Raw genomic sequence first — 21,195 nt, 5'->3', positions numbered from 1 at the left:
AACGGAATGCTAAACACGCCGCCAGGTAGTGCCTTGGGCGCCATCTTCCAAAATAATACCCTGTTGTTGAAGATTCTTCCGGATCTCGTCTGCTTCCGCATAACGCCCCGTTTTGCGCGCCTCGATACGCTGTTGAATCAACGATTCGATCTGATCTTGTGTCAATGAAGTAGCGTTATCAACCGCCAAGGCGTTTTGCAAATAATCAACCGGATTTTGCTGTAATAACCCGAGCAGTTCACCCAGCGCCTTCAATAATGCCGCACGATCTTCCGAGCGTGTTTTGTTTATCTCGCTTGCCAGCTCAAACAGTACGGCGATTGCATCCGGCGTATTGAAATCATCTTCCATGGCCGCTTTAAACTTTTGTGCATGGTGGTTACTCCAGTCAATGGTTTGTATAACGACCGGCCCGGCATCCTTTAATGCGATATATAGTCGATCGAGCGCAAGCTTTGTATCTTTCAGATGTTGATCGGAATAATTGAGCGGACTGCGGTAGTGCGCTCGTAAAATAAAAAAACGCACCACTTCCGGTTGGTATAACTTGAGAATTTCCCTAACAGTAAAAAAATTCCCAAGCGACTTCGACATCTTTTCATTGTCAACACGCACAAAACCGTTATGCATCCAGTAATTCACGAACACATGATCATGCGCGCCTTCACTTTGAGCAATTTCATTTTCGTGATGCGGAAACTGCAAATCCTGGCCGCCTCCGTGAATATCAAAATGAATACCCAGTAACTGCTCGCTCATCGCCGAACACTCGATATGCCATCCCGGACGGCCATTGCCCCAGGGAGATTCCCAGAACGGTTCGCCGGCTTTTGCCGACTTCCATAATACAAAATCCAGCGGATCCTTTTTACTGGAGTCAATTTCAACACGTTCACCGGCACGAAGATCATTTAAAGATTTACCAGACAATTTTCCATAACCGGGAAAATTATGAACCGCATAATAGACATCGCCATTACTCGCCGGGTATGCCAGATTCTTCTTAACCAGCATATCGATCATTGCAACCATATGATTTACATAATTTGTGGCACGCGGCTCATGACTGGGCGGCACGACACCCAGCGCTGCAGCATCCTCATCCATTGCCTGGATGAAACGCGCGGTTAACGCGCCGATCGATTCATTGTTTTCTTGCGCACGATTAATGATCTTATCGTCGATATCGGTGATATTTCGAACATAAATTACTTCGAAACCATTGGCTCTGAACCACCGGACAACCATGTCAAAAACCACCAGAACCCGTGCATGCCCCAAATGGCAGTAATCATAAACCGTCATGCCGCAAACATAGATCTTTACTTTTCCGGGCGAAATAGGAATGAATTCTTGTTTCTCGCGGGCGATTGAATTGTATATCTTGAGCATATGATCAACGAATCGAATTGTAATTCTGTTTATCTTATTGATAGAATCTCGAATGCTGTGTGTTATCGTCTGCACTCAAAAAAGTGCCGCAGAGTATAACATAGTGTTTAAATGAAACTCTTACCATCCATTACCATAGGCCGAATATCGATGCGACGTTACCAAGTTGTGCTGTTCACTATTCTGTTTTTAACTCATTTGAATGTTTTCGCAGCTAATATCATGGTCGAAATGAGAACGAATGCCGGCACTATCGTTCTTGAGCTGTATCCTGACAAAGCACCTAAAACGGTAGAAAATTTCTTAGAATATGTAGAAGACGGTTTTTACAAGAACACGATATTTCATCGGGTAATTGCCGGATTTATGATTCAAGGTGGCGGTTTCGATCAAGCGTTTAACCAGAAACCGACCCGCCCTCCGATTCGCAACGAAGCCGCAAATGACCTTAGAAATGAAATTGGCACCATCGCTATGGCACGCACATCGGATCCTCATTCCGCGTCCGCGCAATTTTTTATCAACGTCGCCAATAATCAATTTCTGGATTATAAAGCACCTAGTCAAAGCGGCTATGGTTACGCGGTATTTGGAAAAGTAGTCAGTGGAATGGAAGTCGTTAACAAAATTGCTGCGACCCCTACCGGCTCCGCCGGCCCATTTCCCAGCGATGTACCGAAAAATAAGGTGATTATTGAGGATATCGTTAGATTGCCCGTGTCAGAAAACAGCAGCACTCAATAGTACAATTCATCAATCAATTTAGGACTGATATGGTCAAACTGCAAACTAACTTTGGCGCCATAATACTGGAACTCGACAGCGAAAAAGCGCCAGAAACCGTACAAAATTTTTTGAATTATGTTTCGAGCGGTTTTTACGACAACACATTGTTTCATCGCGTCATTGACGATTTCATGATTCAGGGCGGAGGATTTGCACCCGGAATGAAACAAAAATCAACCCAGTCACCCATCCAAAATGAGGCGGCCAATGGCCTCCGCAACGATGCTTACACGATTGCCATGGCACGAACAGCCGATGTCCATTCAGCCACCGCGCAATTCTTTATCAATGTGACTAGCAATGGTTTCCTGAATTATAAATCTCCGACGACACAAGGCTATGGTTATTGCGTATTCGGGAAAGTCGTCGAGGGACAAGATGTCGTTGATGCAATCAAGAAAGTCAAAACCGGCGATTATGCCGGTCATCAGAACGTGCCGCTGGAAGATGTCATCATCGAGAAAGCCGAAGTGATTTAACCATGAACGGCAAGACAAACCCAGTTCGGCATTGGCACACACCACTTGGCGATAGCTTAAAAGGTTTAAGCAAGTCCTCGCGCCAAATCAGCTTGGAGATCCTGAACTGACTCCAGTCCCACTGCGATACGTAGCAATCCGTCCGTTATCCCGGCGGCATCCCGGGCCTCCTGACTAATCCGTGCATGTGTCGTAGTCGCTGGATGCGTCAGCGTACTTTTTGCATCGCCCAAGTTCGCGGTAATCGAAATCAAGCGAGTCGAATCAATCACGCGCCAAGCGGCTTCTTTACCGCCTTTAACTTCGAACGAGACAATTCCGCCACCTGATCTTTGCTGACGTTTTGCCAAGTCATGCTGCGGATGTGATGTGAGTCCGGGATAGAAAATGCGTGTCACATTGGGCTGTTTCTCCAGCCATTGCGCCATTCTCAGAGCATTTTCGGAATGTGCTTCCACACGAATTTTAAGTGTTTCCAATCCTTTTAATATAACCCAGGCATTGAAAGCGCTCAGTGTCGGACCGGCGGTTCGCAAGAAACCGAATATTCCACTATCCATTAGCAATTCCCGCTTTCCTAGTACGGCTCCTCCCAAGACTCTTCCCTGCCCATCCAGATATTTGGTGGCGGAATGAATGACAATATCCGCTCCCAATTCAAGCGGTTTTTGTAAGATGGGCGTACAGAAGCAATTATCCACAACCAGCCATGCACCGGTTGTTTTTGCGATTCGCGCCAATCCCGCAATATCAGAAATTTCAGTTAACGGATTAGAGGGTGTCTCCAGAAAAAAAAGTTTGGTATTCGGTTGCACCGCACTTCGCCATGCATCAACATCCGTTGCCGACACGAAAGTCGTATCGATATTAAATTTCTTCAGTATGTTATTAAATAAATTTACCGTTGCACCAAATAAGCTTTGCGAAGCGACAATATGATCCCCGGCTGACAATAATCCCATGACGCACGCTAAAATTGCCGACATACCCGAAGATGTCGCAATGCAAGCTTCCGCTTCCTCCAGTACCGCCAGTCGTTCTTCGAATGCAGTAACAGTAGGATTCGTAAATCGCGAGTAAATATTACCTGGCTCATTCCCTGAAAAGCGAGCGGCTGCTTGAGCAGCACTTTCAAATACAAAACTTGAAGTCAAATACATCGCCTCAGAATGCTCATTGAACTGGCTACGATGAATACCGGTATGTAACGCGAGCGTCTCTGGTTGCAAATTGTCTGACATATCTTTGAAGTCTTGAAAATAAAAAGTGATTTAGATTATTACAGTGCTTTGAAGAAAATACGGTTTTACGATAGTTAGCGCGATAATCTTATTCAGAAAAAACCAAACTTAAATCCAGTTGCGTGTTCGATTGAGCAAGTGACAACGGTTGACTGGAATTTCTTTGTAACTCCAGAGTATTGAGATACTCATGCGTCACATCGCCGGTAATATAAATCCCGTTGAAACAGGATGTTTCAAAATCCTTCACGGTATGGGATACTTTGGAAACGGCCTGAGTGAGTGCTTCCAGATCCTGGAATACCAGATAATCCGCGCCAATCTCTTCACATATTTGTTCGGACGTCCGATCCGTAGCGATTAACTCCTGCCGGGTCGGCATGTCAATGCCATACACATTCGGGAATCTCACCGGTGGAGCGGCAGATGCAAAAAAGATCTTATTGGCGCCGGCTTCCCTCGCCATTTGAACGATTTCGCGGCTGGTAGTCCCCCTCACGATCGAATCGTCGACCAATAATACATTCTTGCCACGGAACTCAATATTCATTGCATTTAATTTCTGCCGTACGGATTTACGCCTTTGTTGCTGTCCTGGCATGATAAAAGTACGCCCAACGTATCGATTCTTGACAAAGCCTTCGCGGAAATCGATACCTAAGTGATTAGCAAGCTGTAAAGCGCTGGGGCGGCTGGAATCCGGAATTGGAATAACAACATCAATATCCAGATGGTGCATCGTTTTCTTTATTTTTTCCGCGAGCTGCTCACCCATATTCAAACGGGTTTCATAGACGGAAACGCCATCGATGACAGAATCAGGCCGCGCTAAATAGACATATTCAAAAATACAAGGATTCAGAGAAAAATCGATCGCGCATTGTTTATTATAAAAATTACCGTCTTCATCGATAAAAATCGCTTCACCCGGTGCGACATCGCGGATTAATTTAAAACCCAATGTATCCAGTGCGACACTTTCCGATGCGACGATATATTCGTCGCCCAACTCATTCTCCGCCGTGCCAAAAACTAACGGCCGAATGCCATAAGGATCGCGAAAAGCTAATAATCCATAACCGGCGATCATGGCTATCACTGCATAGGCGCCTTTGCATCGTTTATGCACGCCGGCGACAGCCGAGAAAATAGTTTCCGGATCGAGCCGGCAATTCCTGGTGCTCTCCTGTAGTTCGTGCGCGAGAACATTTAGCAGAACCTCCGAATCCGAGTTGGTGTTGACATGCCTTAAATCCGTTTTAAAAAGCTCTTGATTGAGCTGTTCGGCATTGGTCAGATTACCATTGTGACTTAATACAATTCCAAAAGGAGAATTGACATAGAAAGGCTGTGCTTCCGCTGGTGAATTAACAGACCCCGCAGTAGGATAACGCACATGTCCGATGCCGATATTCCCTGACAGCGCCCGCATATTTCTCGTACGAAACACATCACGAACCAAACCAAGCCCTTTGTGCATATGAAACGTGTTGCCTTGCGCAGTCACGATGCCACTTGCATCTTGCCCTCGATGCTGCAACATTAACAAACCGTCATACAAAAGTTGATTCGCTGGAGATTTTGCAACAATACCGAGAATTCCGCACATAGAAATGCTCCGTTGGTTTTGCTTTAATCAGTATTTAATTAGGAATTAATAAGCCAGATCATTGCACTGCTGTCGTGTTTTTTTCAACAATAACAATTTTTCATAAACTGCCGCTTATTACATTCACTAACGCTTAAAAATTTTCTTTTCTTTCAAAACTAATACGTTTCGATAAATCGTCGGGCAGCCAGGGCAGCACTTGGATTGCAATCGCTTCCAAAGGACGACTTAATACGGCTTGGTGCCAGAAAACTTGATTTGGAATCGTGGTCAATCCTGCCATTAAAACCAATAAAATCACTATCACAAGCGCTCGTATAAAACCGAAAACAGAACCAAGCAATCGATCAATAAACCCCAAACCGATTCCCTTTATTAAAGCGGCCAGTAACATCGTCGCGAGCGCTGTAATCAGCAAAACCGCAAGAAACGTTACGACGAATGCAATGGCATATCGCAATGTCTCACCAACAATTTCACCCGGCAGGAACTGCTCAGTGAATGAAGAGTAAGAGCTGGCCACAATAAAAGCGACCACCCAGCCGGCAATAGACAATCCTTCACGGACAAATCCCCGCAGGATACTCAATACAATCGATACCAAGAAAATAGCGGAAACAACATAATCAAAAACGGTCATCAGTTAAGAGATACTATTCAGTTAATTCATTAACATCAATAATTGCGATATCGACTCATCTTGGTACCACCACGCCATCCAAGCCAAATGTTTTTAATTTTTTTATTTCACTATCCGCAGCACTTCGATTAGGAAAAGGTCCCGTACGCACGCGCGTCACTTGATTGCCATTGATGACCAAAGATTCCGTATAAGCTTTAAAACCGTTCGATAATAACAGTGCTTGTTGCAACTTGGCTTTGTCCGGATCCGAAAATGCGCCTAACTGAACAACAAATCCTTTTTCCGCATCAGGGGCTTGTACCGGCGCCTTAACAACCGCCGCAACCGCCGGTGCACTCGGTGGCGCTACAGCGGCACTTGCAGTTGTCGCAGCCACAGCAGGCGTTCTGGATGGAGTTGCTGCGTGTCGTTCAAATTTAGGTTTGATGCCGGGAATCGGGATACGTCTCTGAAAATTTGATGATTCAACATTCTCATCCCGAGTCGCATGAGCAATCTTTGATTTTTCTTGTAATTCCGCCTGATCAACCACATTCGAAGATTCGAGGCTTGCCGAAAAATTTTCTTCCGGAATTGGTGGTGCAGTTGTAATTGCATTTTTATTCGCTTCCGGCAAATTAATCGCAATCTCATGCTGTTCCGTTTCCGGTTTGGGCTCATCGAAAATTGCAGGCAAAACGATAATAGAAATAAGAACCAGAACGATAGCGCCAACCAACCGTCTTCTTGCGCGTTTCCGTAGTAATAATTCTTCTTCGCTGATATTTTTATTCATTTGAAATATCCGATTACTACTCTCATGAGGACATGTGCAACTGATTCAGCACATCGCCAACCGTATAGAAAGATCCAAATATGCAAATTCTATCATTTTTAGCTGCTTGTTCACAGGCAAAAGCAAAGGCTTCAGCACCGTCAGAAAAGCGGTATATTGATTGATTCCCCCTCAAAAAGTCAGCAGCGTGGATTTCTTGGACGATATGTTCGACTGTAGCGGCGCGAGGGGATTGAATTGGGAATAGCAACCAAACATCGATCTCGTCTTTAAGCTTTTGCACAACACCCTGAATATCCTTATCCTGCAACATTGAAAACACGGCATAAGTCCGTCCGGCACACTGAGTTGCAGTCAAATTTTGCGCCAAAACAGCAGCGGCGGCAGGATTGTGCGCAACATCCAAAATTATCATCGGCTGCGTTGAAACCACCTGGAATCGACCGGGTATTGCCGCTTTGATCAACCCTTGCCGAATATCCTTCATGTTAACGGGCAGCAGTTCATTCACTTCGTCAAGAGCCGCTAAGCATGCACTTGCGTTTTGTAGCTGTTTGTCACCTCGTAACGTTGGAACGGGCAATGAATGGCGCCATCCCCTGGGTCCCCAATAGTCCCACTGGTTGATCTTTGATTGAAAGCCAAATTCTTTCGAGAATCTACTCAAATGCGCCTCAATTTTTCTTGCCTGCTGATAGACAGAATCCGGTATGTCTATCTCTGCACAAATTGCTGGCTTACTCTGCCTAAAAATCGCAGCTTTCTCGAATCCGATTTCCTCTCTCGTATTTCCAAGATACTCCATGTGATCGAGATCGATACTGGTTAAAATTGCGCAATCCGGATCGAAGATATTAACCGCATCGAGGCGGCCGCCCAAACCAATCTCAAGAATCGCCACATCCACACGTGTTTGAATAAACCAACGCATCGCAGCCAGCGTACTGAATTCAAAGAAAGTCAGCGGTGTATGACAATCCCGCCGTGCGACTTCCACTTGCGAAAAAGCCAAGCAAAGACTTTCGCTATCGATCTCCTTGCCATCAATTCGAATGCGTTCGTTAAATCGCACTAAATGCGGAGAGGTATAACAACCGACTTTATAGCCCGCACTCTGTAGAATGGCTTCAAGCATGGCGCAAACGGAACCTTTTCCATTAGTGCCCCCTACTGTGATGATTGGAAATCGAGGGATTAACCCTAATTCGGATCGCACATTAGCCACCCGTTCCAATCCCATTTCGATGGTACTTGGGTGAAGCGATTCCAGGTAATGCAACCAATCTGCGAGTGATTCCGCTGTCAGGCCCGGCACATCCATTTGCATGAACCCAAAAAGAAGAATTATGGTAACGGAGTGGGAATAGGAGTCCGCATCAATTGAGTACAAAGATTGACGAGCTTGTCGCGCATTTGCCGGCGATCGACAATCATGTCGATCGCTCCATGCTGCAAAAGAAACTCGGCGCGTTGAAAACCATCGGGGAGTGTCTGCCGGACTGTCTGCTCAATGACACGCGGCCCCGCAAAGCCGATTAATGCGCCAGGTTCGGCAATCACGACATCACCAATAAAGGCGAAACTGGCGGATACCCCCCCCATTGTCGGATCCGTCAATACCGAAATAAAAGGCAATTTGTTATGACTGAGGCGCGTTAAAGCAGCGGTCGTTTTTGCCATTTGCATCAGGGAAAACAATCCCTCCTGCATCCGCGCGCCACCGCTGGCACTGAAGCAAATAAAAGGAAGATGGTGATCAATGCAAGTTTTAACGCCCCGTACAAACCGCTCTCCCACGACCGATCCCATGGAGCCACCCATAAAACCGAATTCGAATACAGCAGCAACAACCGGGATTGTCTTGATAGTGCCTCGCATGACCACTAAAGAGTCATTCTCATCAGTACTTTCCTGAGCTTGCGTCAGTCGGTCCACATAGCGTTTGCTATCCTTAAATTTCAAAACATCCGTTGCCATCACTTCCGCACCGATTTCATACCGCCCTTCGGGGTCCAGCAAATAATCCAGCCTATCTCTCGCAGGAATACGATTATGGTAATCGCATTTTGGACAAACATTCAGGTTCTTAGCTAAATCGGTATAGTACAAAACCGCTTCGCAATGATTGCATTTACTCCACAGTCCTTCAGGTACAATTTTCTTCTCGCCGGCTTCTTTTCTTTTGATTTTTGGAGGAATAATATTTTGGAACCAGCTCATAGCGAATGTATCCTAAAGCGCGAGTTATTGATTATTTCAATTCTCATCAATTGCTTTGCGAAGTGTATTTAACAAGTTGCCGCCCTTGTCCAATATCTCCGCTTCTGTTGATTTTTCAATTTCTTCGATAATCCGGCTGCCAACCACGACAGCATCCGCCAAGCTTGCAACCGCCTTTGCAGTAGCGCCATCACGAATGCCAAATCCTACCCCGATCGGTAACGAAATATGTTGGCGTAATTTTGCCAGCATGTCGCTAACGTCTTGCAAATCAAGATGCGATGCGCCAGTGACGCCTTTAAGCGAGACATAATAAACATAACCCCGAGCCACTTTTGCCACCTGCTCAATGCGCTGTTGCGGGGTCGTTGGAGACAACAAAAATATCGCATCGATTCCTTGTTGATCGAGACACTCCACCCATTTTTCCGACTCTTCGGGCGGATAATCGACAATCAGAACGCCATCGATACCACACTGTTTCGCTTTGGCGGCAAATGATCCATAACCCATTGCTTCGATGGGATTCGCATACCCCATTAAAACAATTGGTGTCCTCGAATCCGTTTTCCTAAACTCATTGACCATATCCAGTACATCATTCAAGCTGACATGATGCTTCAATGCACGTTCCGACGATCTCTGAATCGTTGGCCCATCGGCCATTGGATCCGAAAAAGGAACCCCTAGCTCAATGATATTCGCACCGGAATGAACTAATTGATGCATGAGCGGCACGGTCACCTGAGGATTGGGATCACCCGCAGTAATAAAAGGAATCAATGCCTTACGGTTTTGACTTTTTAATATATTAAATGTTTTAGCGATACGATTTGACTTCTTAACATCAGTATCACTGCTACCGCTTAAAAAATTCAGCAAGCTTTTAATAAAACTCATTTGGGTATTCCGATTGGAATTCTTTCCAGAAGATTAAAAATTGAAAATACGAATGCCACTCATTAAAGTGTCAAGCCTGACATTTGCGCAACCGTCGCCATATCCTTATCACCTCGCCCTGAGAGGTTAACCAACAACAATTTGTCCTTGGATAGCGTAGGTGCATATTTGGCCGCATAAGCTAAGGCATGACTTGATTCCAGCGCCGGCATAATGCCTTCGTAGCGGCATAACGTATGAAATGCATCCAAAGCTTCATCATCGGTAATTGCAACATACTCTGCTCGACCGCAGTCCTTGAGCCAGGCATGCTCCGGTCCCACACCGGGATAATCCAGACCGGCTGAAATGGAATGGGTTTCAATAATCTGCCCGTTCTCATCTTGAATCAGATAGGTTCGATTGCCATGCAATACGCCCGGTTTTCCTGTCGACAACGTCGCTGCATGCTGGTTGGTATCAATGCCTTTGCCGGCTGCTTCAACGCCGATCAAGCGAACATTGGCATCGTCAATATAGGGATAAAATAAGCCAATCGCGTTAGAGCCGCCGCCAACGCATGCGATCAACGCATCCGGCTGCCGCTGAAAATCTTCCTGCATTTGTGCTTTTGCTTCTGTTCCAATCACAACCTGGAAATCTCTAACCATCATTGGATAAGGATGCGGACCCGCGACGGTACCGATAATATAAAAGGTATCTTCAACATTGGTCACCCAATCCCGCATCGCTTCATTCAAGGCATCTTTCAACGTCCGGGATCCGGATTCGACCGGAATTACGGTTGCACCTAGCAATTTCATGCGATACACATTCGTGGCTTGCCGCTTGACGTCTTCGGATCCCATATAAACCACGCATTCCATTCCATAACGCGCCGCTACCGTAGCACTGGCTACGCCATGTTGTCCCGCGCCGGTCTCGGCGATAACGCGCTTTTTGCCCATACGCCGGGCCAACAGCGCTTGTCCGATAGTATTGTTGATTTTATGCGCCCCGGTGTGATTCAGGTCTTCACGCTTCAGCAATATTTGTGCGCCGCCTAAATGTTCTGACCAGCGCTTGGCATGATAAATCGGGCTGGGGCGCCCCACATAATGCTTTAATTCATAGGCGAATTCAGCCAGGAAATCAGGATCGCTGCGGTAAAATTCATACTGTTTTCGCAAATCTTCCAATGCTGAAATGAGCGTTTCAGCAACAAATATGCCTCCATACGGACCGAAATGGCCTTCTTTATTTGGAAGATCATAAGCATTCACAATTTTTCACTCCTTGCATAAAAGCAATAATTTTTTTCTTATCTTTGATACCTTTCGTTGCTTCGACACCGCTTGAGACATCAACCGCCCAAGGTTTCGTTTGCTTGATCGCCAACGCAACATTATCTGAATTCAAACCACCGGACAGAATGAATGGAACAGGTAGATTCTTAGGGATAAGATGCCAATCAAATACATGCCCCGTACCGCCCGGCATGCCCTCGGCAAAAGCATCCAACAACAATCCTTTCGCAGTACGGTAACGCGCACCGTATTGTAGCAAATCTGTATCTGATTTGACTCGAATTGCTTTGATATAGGGCTGAGAAAATTGACTACAAAATTCCGGTGATTCATCGCCATGAAATTGCAGCAGGTTGAGCCTGGCAGCTCGTGCAGTCTCCTCCACCCACGCCATGTCTGGGTCGACATAAACTCCAACAGTACATACAAAGGGCGGTATGATCGCGCTAATCCGTCCGGCCAAATCAGGATCTATATTGCGCGCGCTCTTAGGCCAAAAAACAAATCCAATAGCATCCGCGCCTGCTTGAACGGCCGCCTCAGCATCTTCACTCCGAGTAATTCCACATACTTTTACACGCACTGACATGAAAATCGATAATTTCTCTCAGTTAATTCTGGCGGAATGCGCCGCTGGAAATGATTGGTAATTCGGAAAACTCCGGAATCACCCAACTTGGATCGTATTTAACACCCGCCAAATACAGACCCGAAGCGGAGAAAGTCGGTGCTGCAAACATTCGGTTCCTGTGTTTGAGGAGATCGTCAATCCAATCGGAAGAATACTTTCCTTTTCCGATATAAACAAGGCAACCGATAATATTTCGGACCATATGATGCAAAAATGAATTCGCCCGCAAATCAAAAATCACAAGATTTCCTTGGCGAGTGATGTTCAGATGAGTCATTGTTCTTACCGGTGAATTCGCTTGGCACTCCGCAGCCCGGAACGATGAAAAATCATGCTCCCCGATTAAAAATCTTCCCGCCGCTTGCATCTTCTCCAATTCTAGCGGTTGGTGAAACCAGCCTACTTTATTGTGATGCAACCCGGGCCTAACCGGCTGATTCAATAATAGATAGAGATATCGCCGCTCAATAGCACTATAGCGCGCATGAAAATTATCCGAGATTTCCCCAGCCCAGAGTATCGAAATATCATCGGGCAGAAACGCATTAACGCCTCGCACCCAAGCATTCACGGGCCGGTGAACCAACGTATCAAAATGTATCACCTGATAAAACGCATGAACACCGGCATCTGTCCTTCCTGCCGTAATGACCCTGACATCTTCCTGCGCTATTGCAGACAAGGCACTTTCAACGACATCCTGAATTGCGCAAGACTCTAATTGACTTTGCCATCCACAATAGCGACTGCCATCATATTCCAAGACCAGTACTATTCGCACAACTAAAAGACAGCCATTACCAGTTGACCACGATTAATTATCTATCAGCCTTTTTGCTCATACCGCTACAGACTCTTCAGCATTTTCTTGGCAATCTTTTTCTGTTTCGCATCACCATCCCGGATGACTTCTTCCAGCATCTCTTTGGCGCCTTCCTTATCATCCATTTCTTGATAAGCCTTTGCCAAATCAAGTTTCGTTTCAACTTCCTGCCACTGTTCGCTATTCGTTTCCAAATCCGCCATCTCTTCAACCTGGTCGGTCTGATTGGATTCGTCAAGGTCCAAATTGATATCAGCCAAATCAATAGCCGGGGTCTCAGGCGAAGAATCGAGCTCTATCTCCTCAGATTGCTCAAATTCAATGGCATCGCTTATCGAATCAGATGCATCGCTCAATACGGAATCTTCTTTTTTGACCGAAGTTTCTTCGTCATCCAAATCTATACTTGCAGGATCAAAATCTAAAACAACTTCATCCTGATCCATTTCGGCTGCAACCCTTCCAGAAGTTCCGGAATCATCAGTCTCCGTCTCGTCAGCAGCAACTTCCAGAGGATAATCCAAGCTCTCGACGTCATGGCTCAACATGTCGATACCAGCATCATTGGATGATTGGGATAATTCCCGTTTTGTTTCTTTTTCATCGGATTCGGCATCGAGATCGAAATCGATTTGATTGGAAAAATCCATTTCTTGATCATTTGGAACGGAATCTACCGGCTGTTCAAGATTGTCTTCAGAATTCTCATCGATCAACGAAGAATCTATCGATTGCTCTTCCCGCTGCAATACCCTATCGGTTTCATCGTCAGTTGCTCCGGCTATCGATTTCGCTGCTTCATCATTTTCGATATTTTCCTCAAAATCCGGCTCATCATGACTAAACTCATCATCGCGATCAGTTGGTTCCGAATATGAATGGGTATTTTCGTAAGTCAGCTCTTCATCATTATCTTCAGAAGCGGCCGGATACCTATCATCATCAGCAGCAGTCGCTGCGGCAGCGGCTGATGCGCCTGTCATCGCAGCCATTCTGGAACGCATTGTGGAAGAAAAATCCTCTTTCCTGGACTCTTCTTCCTCGTCATCATCTTCTAATTGCTTTCTACGTCTTCGGATAATCAAAAATACGAGCAAAAGCACCAGAACCGATGCGCCCGCAATATATTCAAGATATTCGAATAATAACTCGATCAAACCCGGCCCTTGCTCATTTTCCGCTGGTAATGGCGCAGGACTCGCCACTATGGATGGTTCTTGCACTGGTTGTACGATTGGAACAGGTTCTGCTTCCGAAGGTGCCGCATGAACCTCTGGTTCAGCATTCGTTTCAACCGGCGAATCAATGATCGCAGGCGGCGGAGTTTCAGGTTTTAAATTACCGGCGGATAGCGATTCTGCGTTCACTTGAGCTTGCGCCAAAACCGAATCTTTCAACTCCAGCAAATGCTTAAGATTCGCAACACTCTTTTCAAGCATGGCCACGCGCTCGTTTGCTTCTTTTAAAGCCAGATTTCTTGCAATCGCGTCCTCTTCCATCATCCGCAAACGATCCACCAGGCTCGAATCAGCAACTTGACCATCGTTTTCCAACAATTGCGCACCGCTCGACAGCTTCAATACTTCTTTGGGAGTATCTGGAGCGGCGATCGATTTCTTATCGATGGTCGTTGTGATTTGCCCTTGATCCGATTGACTGATAGACGGAGACGAAGATGATTCTCTACTAACGGTTGCCAATTTTGCTTGATACTGACGCCAATCATTGGTCTGCATCTTGATTTCGGCACTTGCCGTTGTAGTATCGATCGCAGCAATTTCATTTTGATCAGGAATATTCAGAATTGCACCAGCCTTAAGCAAATTCATGTTGTTAGCAATGAAAGCTTCACGATTGGCGCGATGAAGCGCGACCAGCATCTGGTTAAGATTGACCCCTGGCGGTAATACACGGCGCGCTATGGACGACAGGGTATCTCCTCGACTTACCGGTCCATATGTTTTAGCGCCTTGCCTGTTGGAAGTATTGTCACGCGTTCTTGTCCGTGTATCGGACTTGCGATCCTCTTCGATTTCCGCCACGTTATCGGTTTCCAGTCGGGATGTCGTAATCTGCGGCGTGTGGCTCGCCGATGCAGCAGCGAAATTCTGTGTATTCGAATCAGCCGGATCGAGCAATACGGTATATTCCCGCAAAATCTTGCCGGAAGACCAGCTTAATTCGATGAGAACCATCAAAAATGGATCATTAACTGCTTGCGGAGAAGTTAACTTGACATAGGGACCGCCATTCACCCTCGATTCCACCGATACCTGAACGGTCGACAACACTGATTCATAGCTGATACCCGCTTGAGCAAATGCTTCCCGCGTCGCGACACTGGCTTTTAGAGTCGGGATTTCATCACTATTGGTAGTGACAATATCAATTTCAGCATTTAAAGGCTGCCCTAACGCTGAGTTAAGTATCAGCTTACCAAGTCCTGCGGCATAAATGGCAGCCGGTAACATCAGAATGATTACAAACAAGCTTACTCTAAAAGATGTTCTATACACTGAAGTACCCTCTCAAGTTTTCGAAAATAAATATCGGAAGGCTAGCATTGTGGCGTAATCATACAAGCCGGAATTATGCGTTAAATAATAGGCTAATTTCTTTTATGCAAACTCTAAAAATTATTTGGTATTCAAGAATTATCAAATGGCAACAGCAATTTAATGCTGAATCAGTATCCGCAACATTCTCCGCAACGGTTCGGCAGCACCCCACAACAATTGATCGCCAACCGTGAATACCGACAAATACTCACGACCCATCGCCAATTTACGCAACCGGCCGACGGGTATGGATAACGTGCCTGTTACCGCAGCGGGGGTTAAACTCGCAGTTGTTGCTTCACGTTCATTGGGTACCACCTGCACCCAGTCATTGGAGTGAGCGATAATACCTTCAATCTCATCCAAGGGAACATCCTGTTTCAGTTTAATCGTTAATGCTTGACTATGGCAGCGCATCGCACCGACCCGCACACAAATTCCATCGACAGGAATTTGCTGATCACCACTTCCAAGAATCTTGTTGGTTTCAGCTTGCCCTTTCCATTCTTCACGGCTTTGACCATTAGCAACTTCTTTATCAATCCAGGGTATCAAGCTTCCGGCTAACGGCACGCCGAAATTTTCTTTGGGAAAATTCTTGTCTCGCAAGGTACCGGCAACTTCGCGATCAATATCCAAAATACTGGATGAGGGATTTTCCAGCAAATCTTTAGCCACGCGATGCGCCTCTCCCATTTGCTGGAGCAACTCGCGCATGTTTTTCGCCCCGGCTCCGGAAGCTGCTTGGTACGTCATTGCGCTCATCCATTCCACCATGCCTTTTTCGAAGAGCCCGCCAACCGCCATCAGCATCAAACTGACCGTACAATTTCCGCCAATGTAATTTTTTACTCCGTCATGAAGCGCCTGCTCGATCACAGGTTTATTGACCGGATCCAAAATAATGACAGCGTCCTTTTCCATCCGCAAAGCCGAAGCCGCGTCGATCCAATAGCCTTGCCAACCTGCTTGACGCAATTGTTTAAATACTTGGTGAGTATAGTCGCCACCTTGGCAAGAAATAATGATATCCATCGCACTCAGTTGATCGATGTCAAATGCATCTTTCAGTGCGGGCACTTCCTTACCAATCTCGGGGCCCGTACCACCCTTCTGTGACGTTGTAAAAAATACGGGATCAATCAAGGAAAAATCCTCTTCTTCCCGCATTCTTTGCATTAATACCGAACCCACCATACCACGCCAACCGACAAAACCGACTTGTTTCATTGCAAATCTCTTATCCTAAAAAAGACAACTTAATAAATACAAAGCATCACATTAGCAATACTAGCCTACTTTGCTAATAGATAACAAATAATTAGCACACCTTTTTCATTTCAATTATTGAATTACCGCCAGAAAAACTCACATCGACTCCAATACCGCGTCACCCATCGCTTTTGTACCCACAGACCTCATTCCCGGCTCATCAATATCTTTTGTCCGATAGCCGGACGCCAGAACCTTCTTGATCGCATTTTCAATTCGCTGCGCAGCTTCTTCGTGATTGAATGTATAGCGCAACATCATTGCAACCGACAAGATGGTCGCCAATGGATTGGCTAAATCTTTTCCGGCAAGATCCGGCGCGGATCCATGAATCGGCTCATACAATCCCTTATTATTTTCATCGAGCGAAGCCGAAGGCAACATGCCGATCGACCCGGTCAACATGGAGGCTTCGTCAGACAGAATATCACCAAACATATTACCAGTGACGATCACATCAAATTGTTTGGGATTGCGCACCAGTTGCATGGCGGCATTGTCGACCAGCATATGCGATAAGGTCACTTGTGAATACTCCTTCGCCACTTCCGACACGACATCACGCCATAACTGTGTACATTCCAGTACGTTCATTTTATCCACCGAACACAATCGGCCTTGCCGTTTGGCCGCCGCCTGGAATGCGACATGTGCGATTCTTCTAATCTCCGATTCGCTATAAATCATCGTGTTAAAACCGACACGTTGCCCATCCCGCAGTTCAATACCCCGCGGTTCGCCAAAATAGATGTCTCCGGTCAGTTCACGCACAATCATGACATCGAGTCCGGCGACAACGTCATACTTCAAACTCGATGCATTGGCGAGTTCCGGATATAGGATCGCCGGACGTAAATTTGCAAACAGGTTGAGCGCCTTGCGGATTGCTAACAGCCCTCTCTCAGGACGCTGATGCCGCGGCAACGCATCGTATTGCGGACCACCCACAGCGCCTAGCAGCACTGCATCCGCTTCATTTGCCAAACGATGCGTCGCTTCAGGATAGGGTTCTCCGGTTGCATCTACGGCACAGCCGCCGATCAAACCATATTCCAACTCGATTTCAAGCCCGTCACTTTTAAGGCGATCCAGGATTCGTACCGCTTGCGCTACAATTTCAGGTCCGATCCCATCGCCAGCCAAAACTGCGATTTTCATCATATCTTAATTATTAGTCGTCATAACACTTATAAAAACAGCCAAGGCTGCTGTTCCCGCCGTTTCTGCTCAAATTGCTTTATTTTTTCAGCGTGCTCCAAGGTCAAGCCGATCTCATCCAATCCATTTAACAGGCAGTGCTTGCGAAACGGATCGATCTCAAACTGAAACGTTTCATTGCCGGACGTGGATACATGCTGTTTCTGCAAATCAATTGTCAGCCGATAACCGACGGTCGATTTAACTGCCTCAAACAGCCGGTCCAACACTGTCTCGTTCAAGATAATTGGCAACAAGCCTATCTTGAAGCAATTATTAAAGAAAATATCAGCAAAACTCGGCGCGATAATAACTCGAAACCCATAATCCTGCAGCGCCCAGGGCGCATGTTCGCGGCTCGACCCGCATCCGAAATTCGCCCGCGCCAGTAAAATCTGCGCACCCTGATAACGCGGCTGATTCAGCACGAAATCCGGATTAGGCTGACGCTTCGCCGGATCCATACCAGGTTCGCCATGATCGAAAAACCGCCATTCGTCAAACAAATTCTGGCCGAAACCGGAACGTTTGATCGATTTTAAAAATTGTTTAGGAATAATCGCGTCGGTATCGACATTGGCGCGATCCATCGGAGCAACCAAACCGGTCAACGTATGAAATTTTTCCATTGATCTTCTTATGAATAGAACAGGTTATTGTTTACTGCAGCTTGCGCACATCGACAAAGTGACCCGCCACAGCCGCAGCGGCTGCCATCGCCGGGCTCACCAAATGCGTCCGCCCGCCGGGGCCTTGCCGGCCCTCGAAATTTCGATTGGAAGTCGATGCACAGCGTTCGCCAGGCAAAAGCCGGTCGTCGTTCATGGCCAGACACATCGAACAACCGGGTTCCCGCCATTCAAAACCCGCAGCCTTGAAGATTTGATCCAAGCCTTCTTGTTCGGCTTGCTGCTTAACCAGGCCGGAACCAGGAACCACCAGCGCTTGCTTAATGTTTGCCGCAATTCGCTTGCCATTCACGATTTGTGCCGCAGCCCGCAAATCCTCGATGCGTGAATTGGTGCACGATCCAATAAAAACTTTATCAACCATAATTTGCTGAATCGGCGTATTGGCAACCAACCCCATATACTTGAGCGCTTGTTGCATATCATGACGTTTCACATCATCGCTGATCGACAGCGGATCAGGCACGGCGCCGTCGATGGTGGTTACCATCTCCGGAGATGTCCCCCAGGTTACTTGCGGTTTAATTTGCGCGGCGTCCAGCTTGACCGTCTTATCGAAATGAGCGCCTTCATCGCTCTGGAGCGTACGCCAATACTGGACGGCATTATTCCACAGCTCGCCTTGCGGCGCGAACGGCCGTCCTTTAATGTAATTGATGGTAGTATCGTCAACGGCCACCATTCCGGCGCGCGCGCCCGCCTCGATTGCCATATTACATAGCGTCATACGCCCTTCCATCGACAACGCACGGATCGCGCTGCCGCTGAACTCAATGGCATACCCGGTTCCACCGGCGGTGCCGATTTCTCCGATAATCGCCAACGCAATATCTTTTGCAGTCATTCCAAAACCCAAGACGCCTTCCACGGAAATACACATGGTTTTCGATTTTTTCATCAGCAAACACTGTGTCGCCAGCACGTGTTCAACCTCCGAAGTACCAATGCCGAACGCCAAGCAACCAAAAGCGCCATGCGTACTGGTGTGCGAATCTCCACACACGACGGTCATGCCGGGTAACGTTGCGCCTTGTTCCGGGCCGATCACATGAACAATACCCTGGCGCAGATCGTTCATCTTAAATTCGGTAATCCCCAAGTCATCGCAATTTTGATCCAGCGTTTCAACCTGCAAGCGGGAAACAGGATCGTGGATGCCTTGCGTGCGATCAGTCGTCGGTACATTGTGATCCGCCACAGCCAGAATCGAGTTAAGCCGCCAAGGTTTCCGCCCTGCCAATTTTAGACTTTCAAACGCCTGCGGGCTCGTCACTTCATGCACGAGATGGCGGTCGATATAAATCAATGCCATGCTATGCGGGTCGGCGGATTCGGTATGGACCACATGTTGGTTCCAAAGCTTGTCGTATAACGTTTGCATCGGGCAAAAATATAAAAACTGTAAAACGATAATTATCCCATAAAGTTTACTGATTCAACAAACTAAGCGATCTGTCCCTGCTTAATGATTAAATGAGTGCATCTTCCATGTAATTAATAGCATTCCCATCAGCGCCGTAGCAGCGCTGATAAAAAAAGTGATCTCCGCGCCCAGCCAATCCCAGGTATAACCGCTCGACACCGCTCCCAAGGCGCCACCCACGCCATAGGCGACACTGGTATAAAGCGCTTGTCCTTTCGCCTGGTTACGCCCTTTAAAGAAATAGTGGATCACCATCATAGCCGCTACGTGATGCGCGCCATATGTCGCTGCATGTAGCGCTTGCGCCAGAATTAACACGATCGGCCAATCAACCCAACTGCCTATCATCGCAAAACGAAGCACAGCGCAAGCAAAACTGAACATCAAAATATGCTTCAGGCGGAAATGCCGCATCAGCCAGGGCATAATGAAAAAAACCCCGATTTCACAGATTACGCCGATGGCCCATAACCACCCGACAAATCCTTTGTCATAGCCGTGCTCGACCAAATAAATCGAGAAGAAAGTGTAATAGGCACCGTGTGCAAATAACATCAACAAACTGGAAAATAAAAAAGCCATCACTTCAGGACGCCTGCAAATTTGCCGGATCGAATGAAATCCGCTGGCATGACTGATAATTTCCTTTTCCGGGATCTGATACGAAAAGAGTGCAATCCCCACCTTCAATCCCAGCACGATCCAAAGCAACCAAATGATTTCAACGATTTCCAGCAGATAACCAACGCCCACCACCGATACCACGAACCCAACCGAGCCCCAGGAACGAATCCGCCCGTATCGATCGGTGGAGTCCCCCAGATGCGACAGCGTAATGGCTTCCATCAAAGGCAGCGAAGCGCTCCAGAAGAAACTCATCAACAGCATAACGATAAAGATCCAGGTGAATGATTCCCCAAGGAAAAAACCACCATAGCTGATTAAACCGCTGACAGCGGCCAATTGAACCACGCGCACGCGTTTTCCGGTATGATCCGCCAACCATCCCCAGGCCGCTGGAGAAAATATCCGCGTTACCAATAATAGTGACATCAGCACACCGATTTGCAGCGCACTAAATTGCAACGATTGCAAATAAAGGCTCCAATACGGTGAAAATGCCCCGATAAAAGCGAAATAGAAAAAATAAAACCCGGATAAACGCCAATAGGGAAGTGTCGGCATAGTGTCAATAAAGACTGATTTAAGCGTAATTTAGATAAAATTCCCTGGCATGATGCCGGTTTTGAGAGCGCTGCCTGAAATTCGGG

Annotated in this window: 19 protein-coding genes; 2 read left to right on the top strand and 17 right to left on the bottom strand. The window is 46.8% G+C overall.

Features of this window, described 5'->3' with window-relative positions; genetic code table 11:
• Positions 1-9 precede the first annotated feature (9 nt).
• Complete coding sequence (cysS, locus tag KF839_RS02425) at positions 10-1,392, bottom strand: cysteine--tRNA ligase (RefSeq protein WP_292916227.1); 1,383 nt, start codon at positions 1,390-1,392, stop codon at positions 10-12.
• Positions 1,393-1,542: 150 nt separating this feature from the next.
• Here cysS and KF839_RS02420 point away from each other — a divergent pair, with 150 nt between their 5' ends.
• Both KF839_RS02420 and KF839_RS02415 read left to right on the top strand, forming a co-directional pair.
• Positions 1,543-2,136, top strand: coding sequence for a peptidylprolyl isomerase (locus KF839_RS02420; RefSeq protein WP_292916226.1), 594 nt, complete (start codon positions 1,543-1,545; stop codon positions 2,134-2,136).
• A 29-nt stretch (positions 2,137-2,165) separates the two neighbouring features.
• Positions 2,166-2,657, top strand: coding sequence for a peptidylprolyl isomerase (locus KF839_RS02415; RefSeq protein ID WP_292916225.1), 492 nt, complete (start codon positions 2,166-2,168; stop codon positions 2,655-2,657).
• 65 nt (positions 2,658-2,722) lie between these two features.
• Here KF839_RS02415 and KF839_RS02410 read toward each other — a convergent pair whose 3' ends face one another.
• The 16 genes from KF839_RS02410 to KF839_RS02335 form a co-directional block, all read right to left on the bottom strand.
• Positions 2,723-3,898, bottom strand: coding sequence for an O-succinylhomoserine sulfhydrylase (locus KF839_RS02410; protein WP_292916224.1), 1,176 nt, complete (start codon positions 3,896-3,898; stop codon positions 2,723-2,725).
• Between the two features lie 88 nt (positions 3,899-3,986).
• Complete coding sequence (gene purF, locus KF839_RS02405) at positions 3,987-5,507, bottom strand: amidophosphoribosyltransferase (RefSeq protein ID WP_292916223.1); 1,521 nt, start codon at positions 5,505-5,507, stop codon at positions 3,987-3,989.
• A gap of 133 nt (positions 5,508-5,640) precedes the next feature.
• Positions 5,641-6,147: a CvpA family protein gene (locus KF839_RS02400; RefSeq protein ID WP_292916222.1), complete on the bottom strand. Its 507-nt coding sequence runs from the start codon at positions 6,145-6,147 to the stop codon at positions 5,641-5,643.
• A 55-nt stretch (positions 6,148-6,202) separates the two neighbouring features.
• Positions 6,203-6,925 carry an SPOR domain-containing protein gene (locus KF839_RS02395; RefSeq protein ID WP_292916221.1) on the bottom strand — a complete coding sequence of 241 codons (723 nt, stop codon included), beginning with the start codon at positions 6,923-6,925 and terminating at the stop codon, positions 6,203-6,205.
• Between the two features lie 22 nt (positions 6,926-6,947).
• Complete coding sequence (gene folC / locus KF839_RS02390) at positions 6,948-8,246, bottom strand: bifunctional tetrahydrofolate synthase/dihydrofolate synthase (protein ID WP_292916220.1); 1,299 nt, start codon at positions 8,244-8,246, stop codon at positions 6,948-6,950.
• A 23-nt stretch (positions 8,247-8,269) separates the two neighbouring features.
• Positions 8,270-9,145 (bottom strand): acetyl-CoA carboxylase, carboxyltransferase subunit beta, encoded by an 876-nt coding sequence (accD, locus tag KF839_RS02385; RefSeq protein ID WP_292916219.1) that lies wholly within the window; start codon positions 9,143-9,145, stop codon positions 8,270-8,272.
• Between the two features lie 36 nt (positions 9,146-9,181).
• Positions 9,182-10,045, bottom strand: a complete 864-nt coding sequence (gene trpA / locus KF839_RS02380; protein ID WP_292916218.1) for a tryptophan synthase subunit alpha — start codon at positions 10,043-10,045, stop codon at positions 9,182-9,184.
• Between the two features lie 62 nt (positions 10,046-10,107).
• Positions 10,108-11,307 carry a tryptophan synthase subunit beta gene (trpB, locus tag KF839_RS02375; RefSeq protein WP_292916217.1) on the bottom strand — a complete coding sequence of 400 codons (1,200 nt, stop codon included), beginning with the start codon at positions 11,305-11,307 and terminating at the stop codon, positions 10,108-10,110.
• Positions 11,294-11,920: a phosphoribosylanthranilate isomerase gene (locus KF839_RS02370; protein WP_292916216.1), complete on the bottom strand. Its 627-nt coding sequence runs from the start codon at positions 11,918-11,920 to the stop codon at positions 11,294-11,296. Before KF839_RS02370 ends, trpB begins: the two co-directional genes overlap by 14 nt.
• A gap of 22 nt (positions 11,921-11,942) precedes the next feature.
• A complete protein-coding gene (truA, locus tag KF839_RS02365; RefSeq protein ID WP_292916215.1) occupies positions 11,943-12,743 on the bottom strand; it encodes a tRNA pseudouridine(38-40) synthase TruA in 801 nt (266 codons plus the stop codon).
• Between the two features lie 65 nt (positions 12,744-12,808).
• On the bottom strand, positions 12,809-15,274 hold the full coding sequence (locus KF839_RS02360) for a motility hub landmark protein FimV (RefSeq protein WP_292916214.1): 2,466 nt from the start codon (positions 15,272-15,274) through the stop codon (positions 12,809-12,811).
• Between the two features lie 186 nt (positions 15,275-15,460).
• Positions 15,461-16,573 carry an aspartate-semialdehyde dehydrogenase gene (gene asd / locus KF839_RS02355; RefSeq protein WP_292916213.1) on the bottom strand — a complete coding sequence of 371 codons (1,113 nt, stop codon included), beginning with the start codon at positions 16,571-16,573 and terminating at the stop codon, positions 15,461-15,463.
• A gap of 138 nt (positions 16,574-16,711) precedes the next feature.
• Complete coding sequence (leuB, locus tag KF839_RS02350) at positions 16,712-17,773, bottom strand: 3-isopropylmalate dehydrogenase (protein ID WP_292916329.1); 1,062 nt, start codon at positions 17,771-17,773, stop codon at positions 16,712-16,714.
• Between the two features lie 29 nt (positions 17,774-17,802).
• Complete coding sequence (gene leuD, locus KF839_RS02345) at positions 17,803-18,441, bottom strand: 3-isopropylmalate dehydratase small subunit (protein ID WP_292916212.1); 639 nt, start codon at positions 18,439-18,441, stop codon at positions 17,803-17,805.
• A gap of 31 nt (positions 18,442-18,472) precedes the next feature.
• Positions 18,473-19,882: a 3-isopropylmalate dehydratase large subunit gene (gene leuC, locus KF839_RS02340; RefSeq protein WP_292916211.1), complete on the bottom strand. Its 1,410-nt coding sequence runs from the start codon at positions 19,880-19,882 to the stop codon at positions 18,473-18,475.
• 81 nt (positions 19,883-19,963) lie between these two features.
• Positions 19,964-21,109 (bottom strand): MFS transporter, encoded by a 1,146-nt coding sequence (locus tag KF839_RS02335; RefSeq protein ID WP_292916210.1) that lies wholly within the window; start codon positions 21,107-21,109, stop codon positions 19,964-19,966.
• Positions 21,110-21,195: the final 86 nt, after the last annotated feature.

Origin of the sequence: Nitrosomonas sp. (assembly GCF_019635155.1) — a bacterium.
Lineage (GTDB): Bacteria > Pseudomonadota > Gammaproteobacteria > Burkholderiales > Nitrosomonadaceae > Nitrosomonas.
Note: the sequence above shows the minus strand (reverse complement) of the source record. Positions and strands in the feature narration are given on the sequence as shown.